Origin of the sequence: Pseudoxanthomonas sp. 3HH-4, assembly GCF_006716465.1 — a bacterium.
GTDB lineage: Bacteria > Pseudomonadota > Gammaproteobacteria > Xanthomonadales > Xanthomonadaceae > Pseudoxanthomonas_A.
Genome location: NZ_VFPB01000005.1, coordinates 121,075 through 137,823, shown reverse-complemented (window position 1 = coordinate 137,823; position 16,749 = coordinate 121,075). Strand labels below are relative to the sequence as shown.

General features: G+C 64.8%; 14 protein-coding genes. 5 read left to right on the top strand and 9 right to left on the bottom strand.

Translation table 11 applies throughout. The features are described from left to right. Positions 1-5 precede the first annotated feature (5 nt). Genes FB548_RS15110 through FB548_RS15095 form a run of 4 tightly spaced genes read right to left on the bottom strand, consistent with a single transcriptional unit; the run spans position 6 to position 3,047 of the window. Positions 6-530, bottom strand: coding sequence for a pilus assembly protein PilP (locus FB548_RS15110; RefSeq protein ID WP_255470598.1), 525 nt, complete (start codon positions 528-530; stop codon positions 6-8). After that, entirely contained in the window at positions 530-1,219 is a 690-nt protein-coding gene (pilO, locus tag FB548_RS15105; RefSeq protein WP_142125626.1) for a type 4a pilus biogenesis protein PilO, read from the bottom strand. Before pilO ends, FB548_RS15110 begins: the two co-directional genes overlap by 1 nt. Then, positions 1,216-1,989: a PilN domain-containing protein gene (locus tag FB548_RS15100; RefSeq protein ID WP_142125625.1), complete on the bottom strand. Its 774-nt coding sequence runs from the start codon at positions 1,987-1,989 to the stop codon at positions 1,216-1,218. The genes pilO and FB548_RS15100 overlap by 4 nt, the downstream gene beginning before the upstream one ends. Continuing rightward, positions 1,989-3,047, bottom strand: coding sequence for a pilus assembly protein PilM (locus FB548_RS15095; RefSeq protein ID WP_142125624.1), 1,059 nt, complete (start codon positions 3,045-3,047; stop codon positions 1,989-1,991). The genes FB548_RS15100 and FB548_RS15095 overlap by 1 nt, the downstream gene beginning before the upstream one ends. A gap of 216 nt (positions 3,048-3,263) precedes the next feature. On the opposite strand from FB548_RS15095, the gene FB548_RS15090 reads away from it, so the two are divergent. The 5 genes from FB548_RS15090 (at position 3,264) to FB548_RS15070 (ending at position 9,026) form a co-directional block, all read left to right on the top strand. Further along, positions 3,264-5,690: a penicillin-binding protein 1A gene (locus tag FB548_RS15090; RefSeq protein WP_142125623.1), complete on the top strand. Its 2,427-nt coding sequence runs from the start codon at positions 3,264-3,266 to the stop codon at positions 5,688-5,690. A gap of 106 nt (positions 5,691-5,796) precedes the next feature. Next, complete coding sequence (locus FB548_RS15085; RefSeq protein WP_142125622.1) at positions 5,797-6,453, top strand: hypothetical protein; 657 nt, start codon at positions 5,797-5,799, stop codon at positions 6,451-6,453. A 515-nt stretch (positions 6,454-6,968) separates the two neighbouring features. Then, on the top strand, positions 6,969-7,487 hold the full coding sequence (locus tag FB548_RS15080; protein WP_142125621.1) for an isochorismatase family protein: 519 nt from the start codon (positions 6,969-6,971) through the stop codon (positions 7,485-7,487). A 330-nt stretch (positions 7,488-7,817) separates the two neighbouring features. Further along, a complete protein-coding gene (locus FB548_RS15075) occupies positions 7,818-8,246 on the top strand; it encodes a hypothetical protein (RefSeq protein ID WP_142125620.1) in 429 nt (142 codons plus the stop codon). A gap of 255 nt (positions 8,247-8,501) precedes the next feature. Beyond that, positions 8,502-9,026 carry a hypothetical protein gene (locus FB548_RS15070; protein WP_142125619.1) on the top strand — a complete coding sequence of 175 codons (525 nt, stop codon included), beginning with the start codon at positions 8,502-8,504 and terminating at the stop codon, positions 9,024-9,026. 86 nt (positions 9,027-9,112) lie between these two features. On the opposite strand, the gene FB548_RS15065 is transcribed toward FB548_RS15070, so the two are convergent. The 5 genes from FB548_RS15065 to FB548_RS15045 form a co-directional block, all read right to left on the bottom strand. Continuing rightward, complete coding sequence (locus tag FB548_RS15065) at positions 9,113-10,402, bottom strand: citrate synthase (RefSeq protein ID WP_142125618.1); 1,290 nt, start codon at positions 10,400-10,402, stop codon at positions 9,113-9,115. 259 nt (positions 10,403-10,661) lie between these two features. Further along, a complete protein-coding gene (locus tag FB548_RS15060) occupies positions 10,662-10,904 on the bottom strand; it encodes a type B 50S ribosomal protein L31 (protein ID WP_055940095.1) in 243 nt (80 codons plus the stop codon). 74 nt (positions 10,905-10,978) lie between these two features. Then, complete coding sequence (locus FB548_RS15055) at positions 10,979-11,917, bottom strand: nucleoside hydrolase (protein ID WP_142125617.1); 939 nt, start codon at positions 11,915-11,917, stop codon at positions 10,979-10,981. A gap of 162 nt (positions 11,918-12,079) precedes the next feature. Then, a complete protein-coding gene (gene recG / locus FB548_RS15050) occupies positions 12,080-14,185 on the bottom strand; it encodes an ATP-dependent DNA helicase RecG (protein ID WP_142125616.1) in 2,106 nt (701 codons plus the stop codon). A gap of 86 nt (positions 14,186-14,271) precedes the next feature. Continuing rightward, positions 14,272-16,722 carry a TonB-dependent receptor gene (locus FB548_RS15045; RefSeq protein ID WP_142125615.1) on the bottom strand — a complete coding sequence of 817 codons (2,451 nt, stop codon included), beginning with the start codon at positions 16,720-16,722 and terminating at the stop codon, positions 14,272-14,274. Positions 16,723-16,749: the final 27 nt, after the last annotated feature.

Sequence of the window (16,749 nt, the reverse complement as noted above, 5' to 3'; positions counted from 1 at the left end):
CCCAATCATTGATCTTCAAGCGCAATCGACGCCGGCCGTTCCAGCCATCCGCCTGCGCCATCCGGCACTAGTTCGACAAGTTCCAAGCCATCTTCGCGGACCGAGGTGACACGGCCATCGCTCTGCCCCAGGTAGTTCCCCGGACGTACCCGGTAGGTGACCTTGTCGGGTCCCATCACCAGTGCCACCAGACCTGCCCCCTTGCCGAGCGTGCCGACCATGTCCAGGCTGTCCAGCGGGTACTGCTCCAGTGTTTCCTTGCGCCGGTCAGGATCCGGCCGCAGCCCGCCCCCGTCGGTATTGCTCCAGGCGTTGCTGAACGGATCCCGGAGCGTCTGTGCCGCATATTCGAACGTTTCGAACTGCTGCATCACCGGCAGCGGTTCGAGTGGTGGCGCTGGGCGCGCACGCACGTCTTCCACCCAGGCGCGCAGGTTCGGCGCATCCCCGGGCGTGCTGGTGATGCCGCGGGCGCAACCGGACGTCAGCACGGCCGCCGCCAGGATCATAAGGTGCCAATTGCTGCGCATCATTGCTTCCCTCCCGACGCGGGCGCCTTGCCCTTGCCGCTCGCCTTGGCAGCTTCAGCCGCCGCGGCCTCCTGCTCCGCAACCTCGGTCTCGTCCAGGTAGCGATACGTCTTGACCGTGCCTGAGAGCTCCAGGGCGCCGCGGTTGATGCCGCCCTTGCCTTCCTTCGGCTGCAGCGAGATGTCGTGCATGGTCAGGATCACCACCCGCGGCAGGGATGCAACGCCACTGACGAAAGCACCGAACTGGTGGTAGTTGCCCACCATGCGCAGCTGGATCGGCTTCTCGGCGTAGAACTCCTTCAGCGTTTCGGGCTCCGGCTGGAACAACTCGTTGGTCAGGCCGCTGGACAACGCGGTCTGCGAGATGTCGATGATCAGGTCGGGCATTTCCGTCTTGCTAGGCAACTGGCGCAGCATCTGCTGGAGCACCTGCTCCATCTGGGCGAGCTGCTGCTTCAGGGGTTCGAGGTTGGCGGCCTTGGCCTGTTCCTTCTCGAAGTCCTGGCGCAGGCGCACCTCTTCCTGCTCGAGCGAATCCAGTGTCTCCACCTTCCCCTTGACGAAGAGGAAGTAGGACAGGACCAGAATGAACACGGCGAGCACGGCGCAGAATCCGATCTTGGCGTTCTGCGGCCACGCGCCGATGTTGTTGATGTCCAGGTTCTTGAGCGACGTCTTCTGGCTCATGTGTTGCTCCCGGAAGCCTGGGGCGAACTGCCTGCGGGCGCCGTCGGTGTCGGGGTGGTGGGCGCAGGTGTGGCGGGTGCGGGTGCGGGTGCCGAAGGCTGCCCTTCCAGCGGCGCTGCCGGGACAGGCGTGGTGGCCGGGGCGTTCGGATCGGCGGGCGTGGCGCCTGCAGCGGCCGTTTCCGCTTCCTGTTCCGCGGTGGGATTCGCCAGCCGTACCTGGAGCGTGAACACGTAGGGCAGCGCGCTGCCTGCACCGGTGTTGGTCAGCGTTTTGACCTCTTCCGGCTTGGCTTCGATGATCGACAGCTCTGGCTTGGTCATCCACCCGGACGTTTCCAGGTTGCGCATGTAGGTACTGACACGGGCGTTGGATTGCGCGCGCCCCTGCAGCGTCAGCACTTCGCCTTCCTGCTTGATGTTGGCCAGCATCACGCCGTCCGGAATGGTCCGCACCAGCGAGTCGAACAGGTGCACCATTTGCGAACGGTTGGCTTGCAGTTTCTCGATCACGTCCTTGCGGGCCAGCAAGCGGCGCTTCTGCTCGTCGAGGCGCTCGATTTCCTTGTTCTGCGCCTGGACCTTGGCGATTTCATCCTTGAGGAAGTCGTTGCGCTCGGTCTGGCCGGACACCTGGCCGTCATAGTGGAACCACAGCAGGAAGGACAGCAGCAGACCCGCGATCGCCGCTGCACCCAGCATCACGTAGAACTCGCGCTGTCGCTGGACGCGGCGCTCGGCACGCCACGGGAGTAGGTTGATTCTTGCCATCAGTCGAAGCTCCTCAAAGCCAGGCCGGTGGCGATCATCAGCGCGGGAGCGTCCTGTGCCAGCGCATGCGCCTGCACGCGCGGGCCGAGGGTCATCTGCGCCAGCGGGTTGGCGACCACGGTGGGCACGCCCAGCTGCTCTTCCACCATTTCCGGCAAGCCGGCCAGCGCGGCGCATCCGCCCGCCAGGACGATCTGGTCGACGCGGTTGAATTCACTGCCCGCGTAGAAGAACTGCAGCAGGCGGCTGATCTGCTGGACCGTCGCCTCTTTGAAAGGCTCCAGCACTTCGACTTCGTAGCTTTCCGGCAAGCCGCCCTGACGCTTGGCCAGACCGGCCTCTTCATAAGTCAGTCCGTACCGCCGCATCACTTCGTCGGTCAGCTGCTTGCCGCCGAACACCTGTTCGCGGCTGTAGAGGCTGCGGCCACGGCGCAGGACGTTCAGCGTGGTCATCGTGGCGCCGATATCGACCAGCGCCACCACGCCGTCCTGCGGGACGGGCAGATCGTTGGCCATCAGCGCGAAGGCGTTCTCCACGGCAAAGGCTTCCACGTCCATGACCTTGGCGGTCAGGCCGCCGAGCTCGAGTGCGGACTGCCGCAGTTCCACGTTCTCCGAGCGCGAGGCAGCCAGGAGCACCTGCACCATCTCCGGGTTGTTGGGCATCGGGCCCAGCACCTCGAAGTCGATGTTCACTTCCTCGATGGGATACGGGATGTAATTGACGGCCTCTAGCTCGACCTGGGCCTCCAGATCGTTCTCGTCCAGGTCGGCAGGCATCGGGATGATCTTGGTGATCACCGCCGATCCGGCCACCGCGGCGGCGGCGTGCTTGGCCTTGCTGCCGGCACGGTTCACCGCGCGACGGATGGCCTCGCCGACGGCTTCCACCTCGACGATGTTCTTCTCGACCACGGCATTGGGCGGCAGCGGCTCGACGGCGTAGTGCTCAACCCGGTAACGGTTGCCCACACGCGAGAGCTGCAGCAGCTTCACCGCAGTCGAACTGATATCGACGCCGATCAGCGACGACTGGCTTTTTGGGATTAGCCCCACGGTCTTTCCCCTTCCGACGGGCACTGGGCGCACGACACGCGCCGACATTAATAACCAAGTTTTTACTCTTGGCAACCGACGTTGACGTGGCTGTGCGGCTTGTCACGTTTCACGAGGGTTGTTCCCCAAGTCCCTGTTCCCCTTGGGATCACCTGTGGTGATCCCGGCGGTCATCTATACTCTGCCGTTACGAATTCTGCAATCGGAAAGCACTGGATGTCCCGTTTCCGTCGTCTTCTCCGTTGGACCCTCATCACGTTCCTGATACTTGCCCTCGCCGGCCTGGTCGGCTTGGGGGTGCTGTACTACACGGTTTCGTCCAAAGTCCCGGACGTCCAGTCCCTGCGGAGCGTGGAACTACAGGAACCCCTCTATATCTACGCCAGCGACGGCCGGCTGATGGGGCTCTACGGCGAGATCCGGCGCTATCCCGTCCAGATCGAGAAGGTCCCGGCCCGGGTCAAGCAGGCCTTCGTCGCGGCCGAGGACAGCAAGTTCTACGAACACAACGGCATCGACCCCACGGGTATCGCCCGAGCCGTCTGGCAGATCGTCAGCCGCAAGGAAGGCCGCGTGGCCGGCGGCAGCACCATCACCCAGCAGGTGGCCCGGCAGTGGTTCCTCAGCTCCGAGTACAGCTACACCCGCAAGCTGGTGGAGATGATGCTGGCCATCCGCATCGAGAAGATGCTGACCAAGGACGAGATCCTGGAGCTGTACCTCAACAAGAGCTTCTTCGGGAACCGCTCCTATGGCGTGGCGGCCGCCGCCGAGTATTACTACGGCAAGACGCTGGACCAGCTGACCCTGGCCGAGACCGCTACCCTGGTCAGTGCGCTGAAATTCCCTTCCAGCGGCAATCCCATCAGCAATCCCGGCCGCAATCAGCAGCGCAGCGCCTATGTCGTAGAGCGCATGCGCGAGGATGGTTACGTCACTGCAGCCGATGCCGCCCAGGCCAAGGCCGAGCCCATGCACGCCAAACCGCATGAGCGCCCGATCGAGGTGCATGCGCCCTATGTGACCGAGATGGTGCGCCAGGAGATGATTGCGCGCTTCGGGCCCGAGGCGCTGACCAAGGGCTACCACGTGACCACCACGCTGGACGCCGCACTGCAGACCGCCGCCAACGACGCGGTACGGGACGGCCTGGGCCTGTACGACCACCGCCATGGCTGGAACGGAATTGAACAGCATTTCGACGTGGGCGCCGACGCGGATGCGACCGCGCTGGCCGCGCACCTGCGGGGCGTGCCCGCGCAGAACGGCATGATCCCCGTGGTGGTGGCGGGTACCGCCGCTGACGGCAGTGCGACGGTGGTGATGGCCGATGGCAAGGAACTCATCCTGCCTGCCGCCGCCAGCAAGTGGACCGGTCGCACGCCCGCCAAACTGTTCAAACGCGGCGACATGGCCCGCATCAAGGCCGGCAAGGAAGAAGGCGCGTATGTGGTCGACCAGATCCCGCGCGCGCAGGCCGCGCTGGTATCGCTGGACGCGAACAACGGCGCCCTGCGCGCGCTCGTCGGTGGCTACAGCTTCGCTGGCAACAAGTTCAACCGTGCCACCCAGGCGCGGCGCCAGCCGGGCTCCAGCTTCAAGCCGTTCGTGTATGCGGCAGCGTTCGAGAAGGGCTTCAATCCCGCGTCCATCGTGCTGGACGCACCGGTCGTGTTCCGCGACCGCCGCGGCCACATGTGGCGCCCGCAGAACGACGGCGGCGGCTTCCGTGGCCCGATGCGGCTGCGCGAAGCGCTCGTGCAGTCGCGCAACCTGGTGTCGGTGCGCCTGCTGGACGGCATGGGAGTGCCGTTCGCGCGCAGCTATATCAGCCAGTTCGGCTTCGAGGAAGCCGAACTGCCGCCTAACCTGTCGATGTCGCTGGGTACCGCCTCGCTGACCCCGCTCTCCGTAGCTCGCGGGTACGCCGTGTTCGCCAATGGCGGTTCGCGGGTGACACCGTGGTTCATCGATGAAGTGAAGGACCGCGAAGGCAACGTGGTGTTCAAGGAGAACCCCGCCGTCGCCTGCCGCAGTTGCGGCCAGGGTCAGCACGGCGGCAGTACGCCGGCCAGCCAGGTGGTGGATGGCTTCAACTTCGGTCCTGCCGATGCCGCCAAGCCTGTCGCTGCCGCCAGCGCGCAGAAGCCCAGGGAAGAAGCAAAGCCGGCCGACCCGAATGCCGTCACCGCGCCGCGCGCCATCGACGAGCGCACCGCGTACCAGTTGGTATCGATGATGCGCGATGTGGTCCAGCGCGGCACCGGCACTGCAGCAAAGGTACTGGGACGCGAGGACGTGGGCGGAAAGACCGGGTCCACCAATGACCACCGGGACGCATGGTTCGGCGGGTTCGGCGGCACCTACGCCACCGTGGTCTGGGTGGGGCGCGACAACTTCCAGTCGCTGGGCTACCGCGAATACGGCGGCAAGGCCGCCCTGCCGATCTGGATCGACTACATGCGCGCGGCATTGAAGGACAAGCCGGTCGCGCTCAACGATCCGCCCGACGGCATGGTGCAGGCCACGCTGAACGGCGTGACCGAATGGGTGAAGGTCGAAGACATGGATCGCATCCAGGACTACGACCTGTACGGCCCCGAAGACGCGGTGCCGGACGAGGAAGCGTTCGACATCTTCTGACGGCCCGCCGGGTCGATGAAGACGGCATGACGGCGCATCGGCGCCGTCATGGACACGTCGGGTGCATGGTGTACATTCGCGGTCAGTTTCGACGCGGAGGCACTCCATGCACCACGCTCGTCAGCACGCCGAAACACGCACCCGCGAACGCCGCCAGCGGCTCGCCCACGAGGCCGCCCGGCTGATGGCCGAAGGCGGCATTCGTGACTTCCACCAGGCCAAGCTCAAGGCAGCCAACCGGCTCGGCATCCACGATGACGCGTCGTTGCCCCGCAACCGCGAGATCGAGGACGCGCTACGCGAGTACCAGCGCCTGTTCGTCGGCGAGGCGCATGCGGTGGGCCTGAGGCAGCGGCGCGAAGCCGCGCTGCGCGCGATGGAGTTCCTGTCGGGCTTCTCGCCACGCCTGGTGGGCCCGGTGCTGGAAGGCACGGCCGATGCGAACACGCCCGTCCACCTGCACGTGCATAGCGACGACCCGGATGCAGTCACCCGCTTCCTCGAAGAGCATCGCATTCCAGCGGAACCGCGCGAACGCCGTCTGCGCATCGACCGCGAGCGCGTGGCGGACCTGCCGGTGTGGATTTTCAGCGCCGAGGAGCTGAGCTTCGACCTCACCGTGCTACCGCACGATGCATTGCGCCAGGCGCCCCTCTCCAGCGTGGACGAGAAGCCGATGAAGCGGGCCTCCGCTACGCAGTTGCGGCAGTTGCTGGCGGATGACGAGATCGCGAGCTACGAACTGGAAGCCGCGAGCCGCTGAGGCGGGCGCTTACGGCTTCACCCTCCGCATCTCGCTGGCGACCTCGTGGCAGCCATAGCGCAGCAGCGCCTGCATGCACGCATCTAGGTCCGCGCGTCGCCCGAGGGACAGGATCACGTGGCAGCAGCTTCGCTGGTGATCTTCCTGACGCTATCCACGTCCGCATGCGACTGCAGGAACGCCTCGAGCGCGTCGAACTGCGGCGTGTCCCTGACCACGGTGATGAAAGTAGCGCCGCAGGTCGCCGCGCAGCACCTTGAACCCCGGATTACGCCCTCATCCACCATTTGCTGCACGGGCGTCGCGACCGTCTGTCCATCAGGTGCCCTTGACGACCCACGGCCTGCCAGGTCATACGCCCATCGTGCGCCAGGGCCGTGGGTATGGTCCGATCCATCTATCAAGGGAAATGTCTTTCGATCCTAAGGAGAGCGACGCGGCTTCTTGCGGGTCGCAATTACTGCAGGCGCGGCCCGTCAATTGGCTGGCGCCGACCCTCCCTTCCAAGGTAACGCATGACCACCGCCCTGCTCATCACCGACGTCCAGAACAACCACTTTGCCAAGGGCGGATTTCCCGCTCTGGATTGCCAAGACCACCCTCGACGCCATCTACCAAACCCGCTCACGCCACGAACCCGTGGCCCTGGTCCAGCATGTCGCCACCCCACAGACAACCGCCTGTTCAAATGGGGCACGGACAATACCGGTATTGATATCCGCATCCTGGCCGCCGCCGGTGCGGCCGTCATAGTGAAACACCAGGCGGACAGCTTTCACCAGACCAAACTCTCCCACTTGCTGGCAGGTCTCGGTGCCACCCGCTTTCGGATCATCGGGACGACGACGCAGAACTGCGTGGTCTTTAGCGCCCTGTCAGAAGAGGCCGAATCCTACTGGATGAACGTTTTGCCGGACTGCTGCGCCACGCCCGATGAGAGCAACGACCGATTCGCCATCCATGCACTGTCCAGTCAAGTATCCGTCGAACCAGACAGAGATTTATGCCCCCTGAGCAAGCGACCGCGCTACTAAGGCAACCGGTACCCCCGATTGCGACTGCCCTTTCATAGCTTCTGGCTGGCCATGCCTGTCCTTTCTTCCTTGCCTTGTGCGTATCGGGATAAGGACCCCATCCAAAAGGCCAGTCGTATGTCGACTCATTCCCGCCCGCCTCGGTCTCTGCTCTGGCCGCTTGCAGTCGTGACCGGTCTGGCTTTCGGATTGGGGATGGCTACTACCGCACTTGTGATGAAACGTAGAGCGGATTCGACGTCGGCGAACGCAGCGACTGCGACACCTCCAGCACAACGCGCGAGCGCCCCTCCCCCATCCGCCTTCCTCACGCCGCCGAGGACGACGCCGGTGAGTGAACCCGTTCCGCGCGCCTCCGCCTCTGAAGCCAACGGCCACGATACACAGGCCCGGGAATTCAGCAACTACGAATCTCTCTTCCTGGCCGAGACACGCGTAGACCTGTCATGGGCAGAACCCGCCGAGCGTTCACTGGTCGAGGCCGCGACGGAGGAGCCGCTGGTGGCTTTTGGAGTTCCCTCGGAGTTCAACGCACGGTGCGTACGCCGATTGTGCAAAGTACAGATGGCATTCAACGACGTCGCGCAGGCAAATGACTGGTCGGAAATCTACGTCTTGGGAATGGCGGACGCGGTGACCATGGTGCGCAGCATAACGTTCACGCGGCATGACGGACGAACGGAATTGATTCTTTACGGGACGCGTAAGGGCTCCGAAAACCTGCTCAGTGAGTCCACCATATCTTCATCTCGTCACTGATGGCGCTGTTATTTGGGTGAGACGGATCCAGGCCCCCAAAAAAAGGCCTCCTTCGTTTCCCATGCAGAGGATTTCCTCGAAGACTGTCCGGCCGCCTTCAAAATCTGCGTAGAAGCGGAATGTGGACGGGACACTCCACGCACATGGACAGCCGGCGGTTCGATTCGGGCCGCTGAAAGCTTGTTGCTTGAGCGCAGCTGCACCGACTGTCACTCAACCATCGCAATGCACAGCAACCACAAGGGAAAAATGATCATGAAGATGCGTTTCTTCCTCCGCACGACCATCGCTCTGACGTTCTGCAGTCCTCTTCTTCTCGCGTTGAACGCAACAGCCGCCACTTCCACTCGGGGCGAAGTACAGATGGCCGCGGGCCTCTGCCAACCGTTCGTTCCAACCAATGAAATACGCTACTCGGCCACAGGCATGCGCAATGCAGGTACCAGCACCGTGTACGCAATCTGCTCGTTGGCCGGCACTTGGTATGCGGACAGTGAAAACGGGGGCGCCAGCTACATCAGCCTGAAGGTTCGCAACACCGCGACGGCACCGCAATCCGTAAGCTGCACTGCGCGCCCCGGCTACGCCTACGGCGCAACAAACAACCAGCTTTCCATGCCCCTGACCCTGACCATCCAGCCGGGCGGCTTTCAGTCATTCAGTTGGAACTCGACAACTGCAGGCGGAAGGATGCGCAATCCGAATTTCACCTGTGCGTTGAAGCCGGGTATCGAGATTCAGTATGCAGAACGTACCTACTCAGAGGACGTGGGCACCTGAGCGCCATCGCCCGTACTGAATATGGCGGATAGAAGAATCCCCGCAGTGGCGGGGATTCTTTTTCTTGTCATTCGACTTGCAGGCCCTCAGCGCTTGTCGGGCGACACGTAGTCGCGCGGCGCGTAGCCGGTGTAGATCTGGCGCGGACGGCCGATCTTGGCTTCCGGATCGACCTGCTGTTCCAGCCAGTGCGACACCCAGCCAGCGGTGCGGCCGATGGCGAACATGACGGTGAACATCTCGGTCGGGATCTTCAGCGCCTTGTAGATGATGCCGCTGTAGAAATCGACGTTGGGGTACAGCTTGCGCTGGATGAAGTACTCGTCCTTCAGCGCCGCCTCTTCCAGCCTCATCGCCACTTCCAGCAGCGGATCGTCCACGCCCAGTTCGCCCAGCACCTTGTGGGTCATCTCGCGAATGATCTTGGCGCGCGGATCGAAGTTCTTGTACACCCGGTGGCCGAAGCCCATCAGGCGGAAACCCGATTCCTTGTCCTTGGCCTTGGCGACGGCGGAAGCGACGTTCTTCGCATCGCCGATCTCCTCCAGCATCTTCAGCACGGCCTCGTTGGCGCCGCCATGCGCGGGGCCCCACAACGCCGTGATGCCGGCGGCAACCGAGGCGTACGGATTCGCACCGGTCGAACCGACCAGGCGCACGGTCGAGGTCGATGCATTCTGCTCGTGGTCCGCGTGCAGGATGAACAACAGGTCCAGCGCCTTGGCGACCACCGGATTGAGTTCCAGCGGCTCGCTCGGCACTTCGAACATCATGTGCAGGAAGCGGTCGACGTACTCGAGGTTGTTGCGCGGATAGCGGATCGGCCAGCCGATCGAATAGCGGTAGGCCGCGGCGGCCAGGGTCGGCATCTTCGCCAGCAGGCGGATGGCGGCAAGGCGGCGCTGCTCGGGATCTTCCAGGTCCAGGGTGTCGTGGTAGAACGCCGACAGCGAGGCGACCGTGCCGGCCAGCATGGCCATCGGGTGCGCGTCGTAGTGGAAACCGTGCAGGAAGTTCTTCAGCGACTCATGCATCATCGTGTGATGCGTGACTTCGTGCTCGAAACCGGCGAACTCTTCCTTGGTCGGCAGTTCACCGTTCATCAGCAGGTACGACACTTCCAGGAAGCTGGAATGCTGCGCCAGTTGCTCGATGGGGTAGCCGCGGTACAGCAGCACGCCATTGTCGCCATCGATGTAGGTGATGGCCGACTTGCAACTGGCGGTGGCGGTGAAACCGGAGTCGTAGGTGAAAAGACCCGTTTCCTTGGTCAGCTTGGACACATCGACGCAGTCGTTGCCAAGCGTGGGCTTCAGGACTGGCAGGACGACGGATTTGTCGCCGGCATTCAGCGTGACCTGGTCAAGTTCGGACACAGTGTGCGCTCCTTCGTGGGGTAACGCCGCCGGAGGTCCGGTCGGCGCGTGACGGGAGTCCAGGGAATGAACCTTGGATGAGCTGAATTATCGCACAGTGCATTTGGAGCCGTCGCTCGATAGCGCACCAAAGTCAGACCAAAGAATAAGGTCGCGAGCGCAACCCATTGTTCCGGCGAGGCCCACACTGGTGGCGCGCAAACGCGAACGGCCGCGCACTAGGCGCGGCCGCAGGCGGATCAGGCGAACAACGATTCGATCAGCGCGCGTAGCGCTTCTGGAACTTGTCGATGCGGCCGCTGGTGTCGATGACCTTGTGCTTGCCCGTGTAGAACGGGTGCGAAGCCGAGGAGATTTCGACCTTGATCAGCGGGTAGTCGTTGCCGTCTTCCCACTTCGTCGTTTCCTTGCTGCCCAGCGTGGAGCGGGTCAGGAACTTGAAATCGGAGGTCACGTCGTGGAAGACGACTTCGCGGTAATTGGGATGGATGTCGGCCTTCATGGCGGGCACACCGTGTAGCGGGAATGGAAGAGCGGCATTGTAGACCGCCCTCCCGGTCCGGCGCAACCCGCGCGTCAGGCCGCCGCCAGCGCGGCCTGGATCAACGCCTCGAACCGATCCTGGTCGTAGCGCAGCAGGATGTTGGCGCTGTCCGGCCGGCCGCCTTCCCGGCGCCAGTCCACGATGGATGCGCCACGGGCGTGGGCACCCGTCAGCTCGATGGCCAGCGGTCGTTCGGCCAGTTCCAGCGCACCTTCGGGCGCGAGCACAAAGGCCATGGCCAGGGCGTCGGCCGCGTACCAGTGGTCGCCACGGCGATCGGCGGACCACAGGCGGGTCTTCTCGGAGATGCGGTCGTAGAAGCGGGCGCGGTCGGCATCGGCCCGCAGCCAGTCCGCCACCCGCTCATGATGGAGACCGTGGGCGATGGTCGCCTCCCAGTCGGCCAGGTCGTAGCGCTCGAACGCCTCGAGCACCAAGTGCGCCGCCTCCGGATCGAAGTAGAAATTGAACTCGGCAGCCGGCGTGATGTTGCCGTGGCAGGTCACCGCGCCCCCCATCACCACGAAGCGTGCGATCCGCCGGGGCAGCGTCGGGTCCAGCTTGAGCGCGAGCGCGATGTTGGTCAGCGGCCCCAGTGCGACCAGCACCAGCCGGCCGGCGTGCTCGTGCGACAGGCGCAGGATCGCCAGCGCCGCGTGTTCGGCTTCCGCCTGGCGCGCGGCCGACGGGTAGCCGACATCGCCGAAGCCATCCTGCCCGTGCACATAGCCCGCATCCGGCGATGGATGCAGCAGCGGCGCGGGCGCGCCGGCGAACACGGGAATGTCATCGCGACCCGCGACTTCGCACAGCTTCAGCGCATTGCGCACGGTGTGCTGCAGGCCCACGTTGCCGGCCGCGATGGTCAAGCCGACGATGTCGTGGCGCGCATCGTTGAACGCCATCAGCAATGCCAACGCATCGTCGACGCCGGGATCGGTGTCGATCAACAAGGGAATCCTGTCCGTCATCTTCTTCTCTTCGTCTTCTCGGCCGCCGAGTCTCGCACCGCAGGCGGTGCCATGGAAGCATGCGTGTCATGTAGGAGGGGCTTCAGCCCGAGGTTCTTCGGTCAGCCAATTGAAGCCTGATCGAAAGGCATCGGGGCTGAAGCCCCTCCTACAAGAGACGACCTACGCGGACGCGTACCGCGCCGCGCCGCCGACCCAGCGCTGGATCACGCAATCCGCGGCCACAGGATCGTCCGCGAGCAATCGCTCAGCCAGCGCATGTACCTGTGGCAGCAGGGCCGCATCCCGCGCCAGGTCGGCGACTCGGAAGGCCGCCAGTCCCGTCTGTCGCGTACCGAGCAGTTCGCCCGGGCCACGCAGCTCCAGATCCTTCTCGGCGATGACGAAGCCATCATTGGTTTCCCGCATCGTCGCCAGCCGATGCTTGGCCATCATCGACAGCGGAGGCTGGTACATCAGCACGCAGGTCGACGCGGTGGCGCCACGGCCGACCCGCCCACGCAGCTGGTGCAACTGGGCCAGCCCCAACCGCTCCGCGTTCTCGATGATCATCAGCGAGGCATTGGGCACGTCCACACCGACTTCGATCACCGTGGTCGCCACCAGCAGGTCGACCTCACCCTGTTTGAAGCGGCGCATCGTGCCCTGCTTGTCGGCCGCCTTCATGCGCCCGTGCACCAGTGCCACACGGGCTTCCGACAATGATGCGGAGAGGGCTTCGAACGTCGTCTGCGCCGCCTGCGCGACCACCTCGTCGCTGTCGTCGATCAAGGTGCAGACCCAGTACGCCTGCCGCCCTTCCGCACAGGCGGTGCGGATGCGTTCGACCAGATCCGGCCGGCGCTCCGCGCTCAGCGCGACCGTCTGCACGGGCGTGCGACCCGGCGGCAGCTCGTCGATGGCCGACACGTCCAGGTCCGCATAGGCCGCCATCGCCAGCGTGCGTGGAATCGGCGTGGCGGTCATGACCAACTGGTGCGGCACGCGTTCGCTCCCCGCCCCCTTGTCGCGCAGTGCCAATCGCTGGTGCACACCGAAACGATGTTGCTCGTCGACGATGGCAAGGCCGAGATCGTGGAACGTCACCGCCTCCTGCATCAGCGCGTGGGTACCGACCACCACCTGCGCTTCGCCCGACGCCACCTGTGCCAGTACGGTCGCGCGCGCCTTGCCGGTGACCTTGCCGGCCAGCCACGCCACGCGCACGCCCAGGGGCTCGAGCCACGCGCGCAGGTTGACGAGGTGCTGCTCGGCCAACAACTCGGTCGGGGCCGCCAGCGCCACCTGCTTGCCGGCTTCGACTGCGAGCATGCCCGCCAGCGCGGCCACCACCGTCTTGCCGCTGCCGACATCACCCTGCACCAGCCGCAGCATCGGCGACGGCTTGGCGATGTCCTCGCGGATCTGCGCGAACACGCGTTGCTGCGCCCCTGTCAACGTGAACGGCAACGCCTTGACCAGCGCCTTCACCAGGGCCCCCTTCCCCTTCAGCGCGGGCGCGCGGTGCTGCTGCAACGCGAGTCGTTGCCGACGCAGGCTCAGGTGGTGGGCCAGCAGTTCTTCGATCGCCAGCCGGCGCTGCGCGGGGTGCGTGCCCAGTGCGAGTGCAGCGACATCCGCATCGCGGGGCGGACGATGCATGGTCAGCAGAGCCTGCCGCAGCGAAGGCAGGCCCAACCCGTCCAGCAGGGAGGCCGGCAGCAGTTCCAGGCGGTCATCTTCCGGTAGCCGCTCCAGCGCCTGGCCGACCAGCTTGCGGATGCTCGCAGGCCCCAGCCCCTCGATCGCGGGATAGACCGGATCCAGCGCCTCGCCCAGGGCCGCTTCATCATCGTCGCCCAACATGCGGTAACTGGGATGGACGATCTCCAGCCCATGCTGCCCCGGCTTCGGCGTGCCGTAGCAGCGGATGCGCGTACCCACGGTGAACTGTGCGACCTGGGCGGCGCGGAAATGGAAGAAACGCAACACCAGCGTGCCATGCGATTCATCGCCCACGGCCACGCGCAGCACGGGCCGGTACCGGAAACCGCGCTCGACGGCCTCGACCCGCCCTTCGACCTGTGCAGGCACGCCAGGCTGCAGTTGCCTGATCGGCGTGAGCGCGGTGCGGTCTTCGTAGCGCAGCGGCAGGTGCAGCCACAGGTCCTGCATGGTCAGCAGGCCGCGGGCGGCGAGCTTCTCCGCCACGCGCGGACCTACGCCTGGCAGGCGACTCAGCGGTTCGGCGGAAAGTTCGATGGGCGGCGTGTCGCGACGTGCAGGCATCGCACAAGGATGCCGGGAACGGCCCGAAACAAAAACCCCGGCACCTCGCGATGCCGGGGCCCACGTCCAGCGCGTCTCCGCGCGGCTCAGAACTTCACGACCACTTCCATGCCGTAGGTGCGCGGTTCGCTGATGGTGGCACCCACCACGCCCAGCGGTCCGCGCCCGTAGGTGTTCAAGCCTTTCACGTACTGGTTGTCGAACACGTTGTTGCCATAGATCGCCCAGCTCCAATGGCCGTTCGGAGCCGTCCAGCCGATCCGCATGTCGGTGCGGTCGCGCGCCTCGCCGATGTCGAGCAGCGCATTGACGCCGCAGTCGCCCTGCAGGTCCGACCCGGCATTGCAGCGGCTGCGCCCGCGGTAGGCATGGCGTGCGGAGAAGCGCAGATCGCCGTGTCCGGCAAGTTCCACGCGGTACGCCGCGCCGATCGAGGCAGTAAACCGCGGCTCACCGGTCGGTTCGCCATCCAGGTCGATGCCTTCGGGCGTCACGTAGTCCTTGTACTTGGAATCGATCCATTCGGCCTGCGCATCCAGCGAGAATGCATCCGTTACCTTCCAGCGCATGTCGAAGTCGATGCCGGTCGCCTCGAGGTCGCCCGTATCGAACACGAAGCGCGGGATGTCGACCGGGTTGTTCGGATCGGGATCGATCAACCGGATCGACTGGCGGTTGTCGTAGCGATAATGGAACAGCGATGCGTTGTACGAAAAGCGGCCGAAGGACTGCTTGATGCCGGCCTCCAGGTTCCATACATCCTCGTTCTCGAACGCAGGACCGATCTGCAGCGCATTGAAGCCGCCGGCCTTGTAGCCCTTGGCCAGCGAACCGAACACCATCGTCCTGTCATTGACGTGGTAGTCCACGACGAAGCGCGGACTGACATCGCTCCAGCTGCGCTTGTCGCGCACCAGCACGCCCTTGTTCACCATGGCCGGCGGATCGATGAAAGCCATGTCGAAGGTCAGCAGTTCACGCGTGATCGGAATTCCCATCTGCTCCAGCGCAGCGAAGAACCCGAGCGACTCCAGCAGATCCAGCTTGCCTTCCAGCTCGGGTGCATTGCGCGGCGTGTTGAGCCAGGTGAAGTCCTTCTCGTCGCGCGTGTAGCGCAGGCCGAAAGTCAGGTTGAGCTTGTCGGAGGCGCGCCAGATCACGTCACCGAAGGCCGCGTATGCGGTGGTCGACAACGTATTGGTGAAACGCTCGTTCCAGCGGTCGCCCACCAGCGAGACCGGGATACCCACGCTCTGCGCCAGGAACGAGGTGAATCCGAACAGGCTGCCATCCGGCGTCGGCGCGATGCCAAGGTTTCGCACGATATTGTCCACCGCCTCGGTATTCGTATTGACCTCGCTGGTCTGGTCGGCATCCTCCTTGAAGAAGCTGGCACCGGCCACCCAATCCAGGCGCGCGTTGCTGCCGGCGAACTTGAACTCCTGGTAGAACGTCTCGTTGCTTTCGGTGTTGACCGAATCGATGTACAGGTCGGCCCGGTTGGTGCCGTCCTCCTCGGTCTGGTTCAGCGAATCGTACTGCCGCCAAGACGAGGTCGAGGTCAGGTTGCCCCAGGTGAACGCGTGGTCGACGATCAGGGTGACGCCGTCGAACGTGCGCCACTCGGCGTTCTCCGCATCGCTGTAGGTCGGAACCTCGCGCGGATCGAGGTAGTCGTCCGGATCCACGGGTACCGGGGGGCGCTGCGGGTAGGCCGGCAACGGCACGATCCCGGTGGTCACCCGGCCGTTCTGGTCCAGGCTCTCGTGGTCCCAGCTGACCAGCGCGGTGGTGTTCTCGCCCATGCGGACCTGCCAGGCTGCGCGCGCCGCCCACACATTCTCTCCCCCGAGGTCCTTACCGGTGGCGCCGTCCTGGAACCAGCCATCGCTATGGTTGAACAACGCGTTGACGCGCAGCGCGGAGGTCTCGCTGGTGGGGATGTTCCACATCGCATCGGCGTACTGCTTGCCGTAGTTCCCCAACCGCAACCGCAGGCGCGCCTCGGTTTCGTCCTGCGGCCGGCGCGTCACCAGCGAAATCGCACCCGCCGCCGTGTTGCGGCCGAACAGCGTGCCTTGCGGGCCTTTCAATACCTCGATGCGCTCGACATCGAGGAACGGCAGCAGCACGCCACCGCCGCGGCCGCCGTACACGCCATCCACGAATATCCCGACCGCCGGATCGGTCCCGATGCCGAAGTCGCTGGTCTCCACGCCACGCAGGCGGAACGATGGTTGAGTGGGCTGCACGGCATCCACCACCAGGCCAGGCACGAACGCATCGATGTCGCCGAGGTTCTCGGCCGCCACGTCGTCGAGCAGTTGCTGATCCACTACCTGCAGTGCGATCGGCACGTCCTGGAGCTCCTGCGAACGGCTCTGCGCGGTCACGGTGATGGTGTCCAGGTCGGTCGCCTGCTGCTCACCCTGGGGCGTGGCCTGCGCCCAGGCCGTGCCGCCCGTACCCAGCACCACGCAACCGCCGAACAGCGCGCGACGCAGCCCCACGACCAGATTCCGTTGCATCACTTTCATCACTCCCTCCCGAGAAGCGTTGTGCGG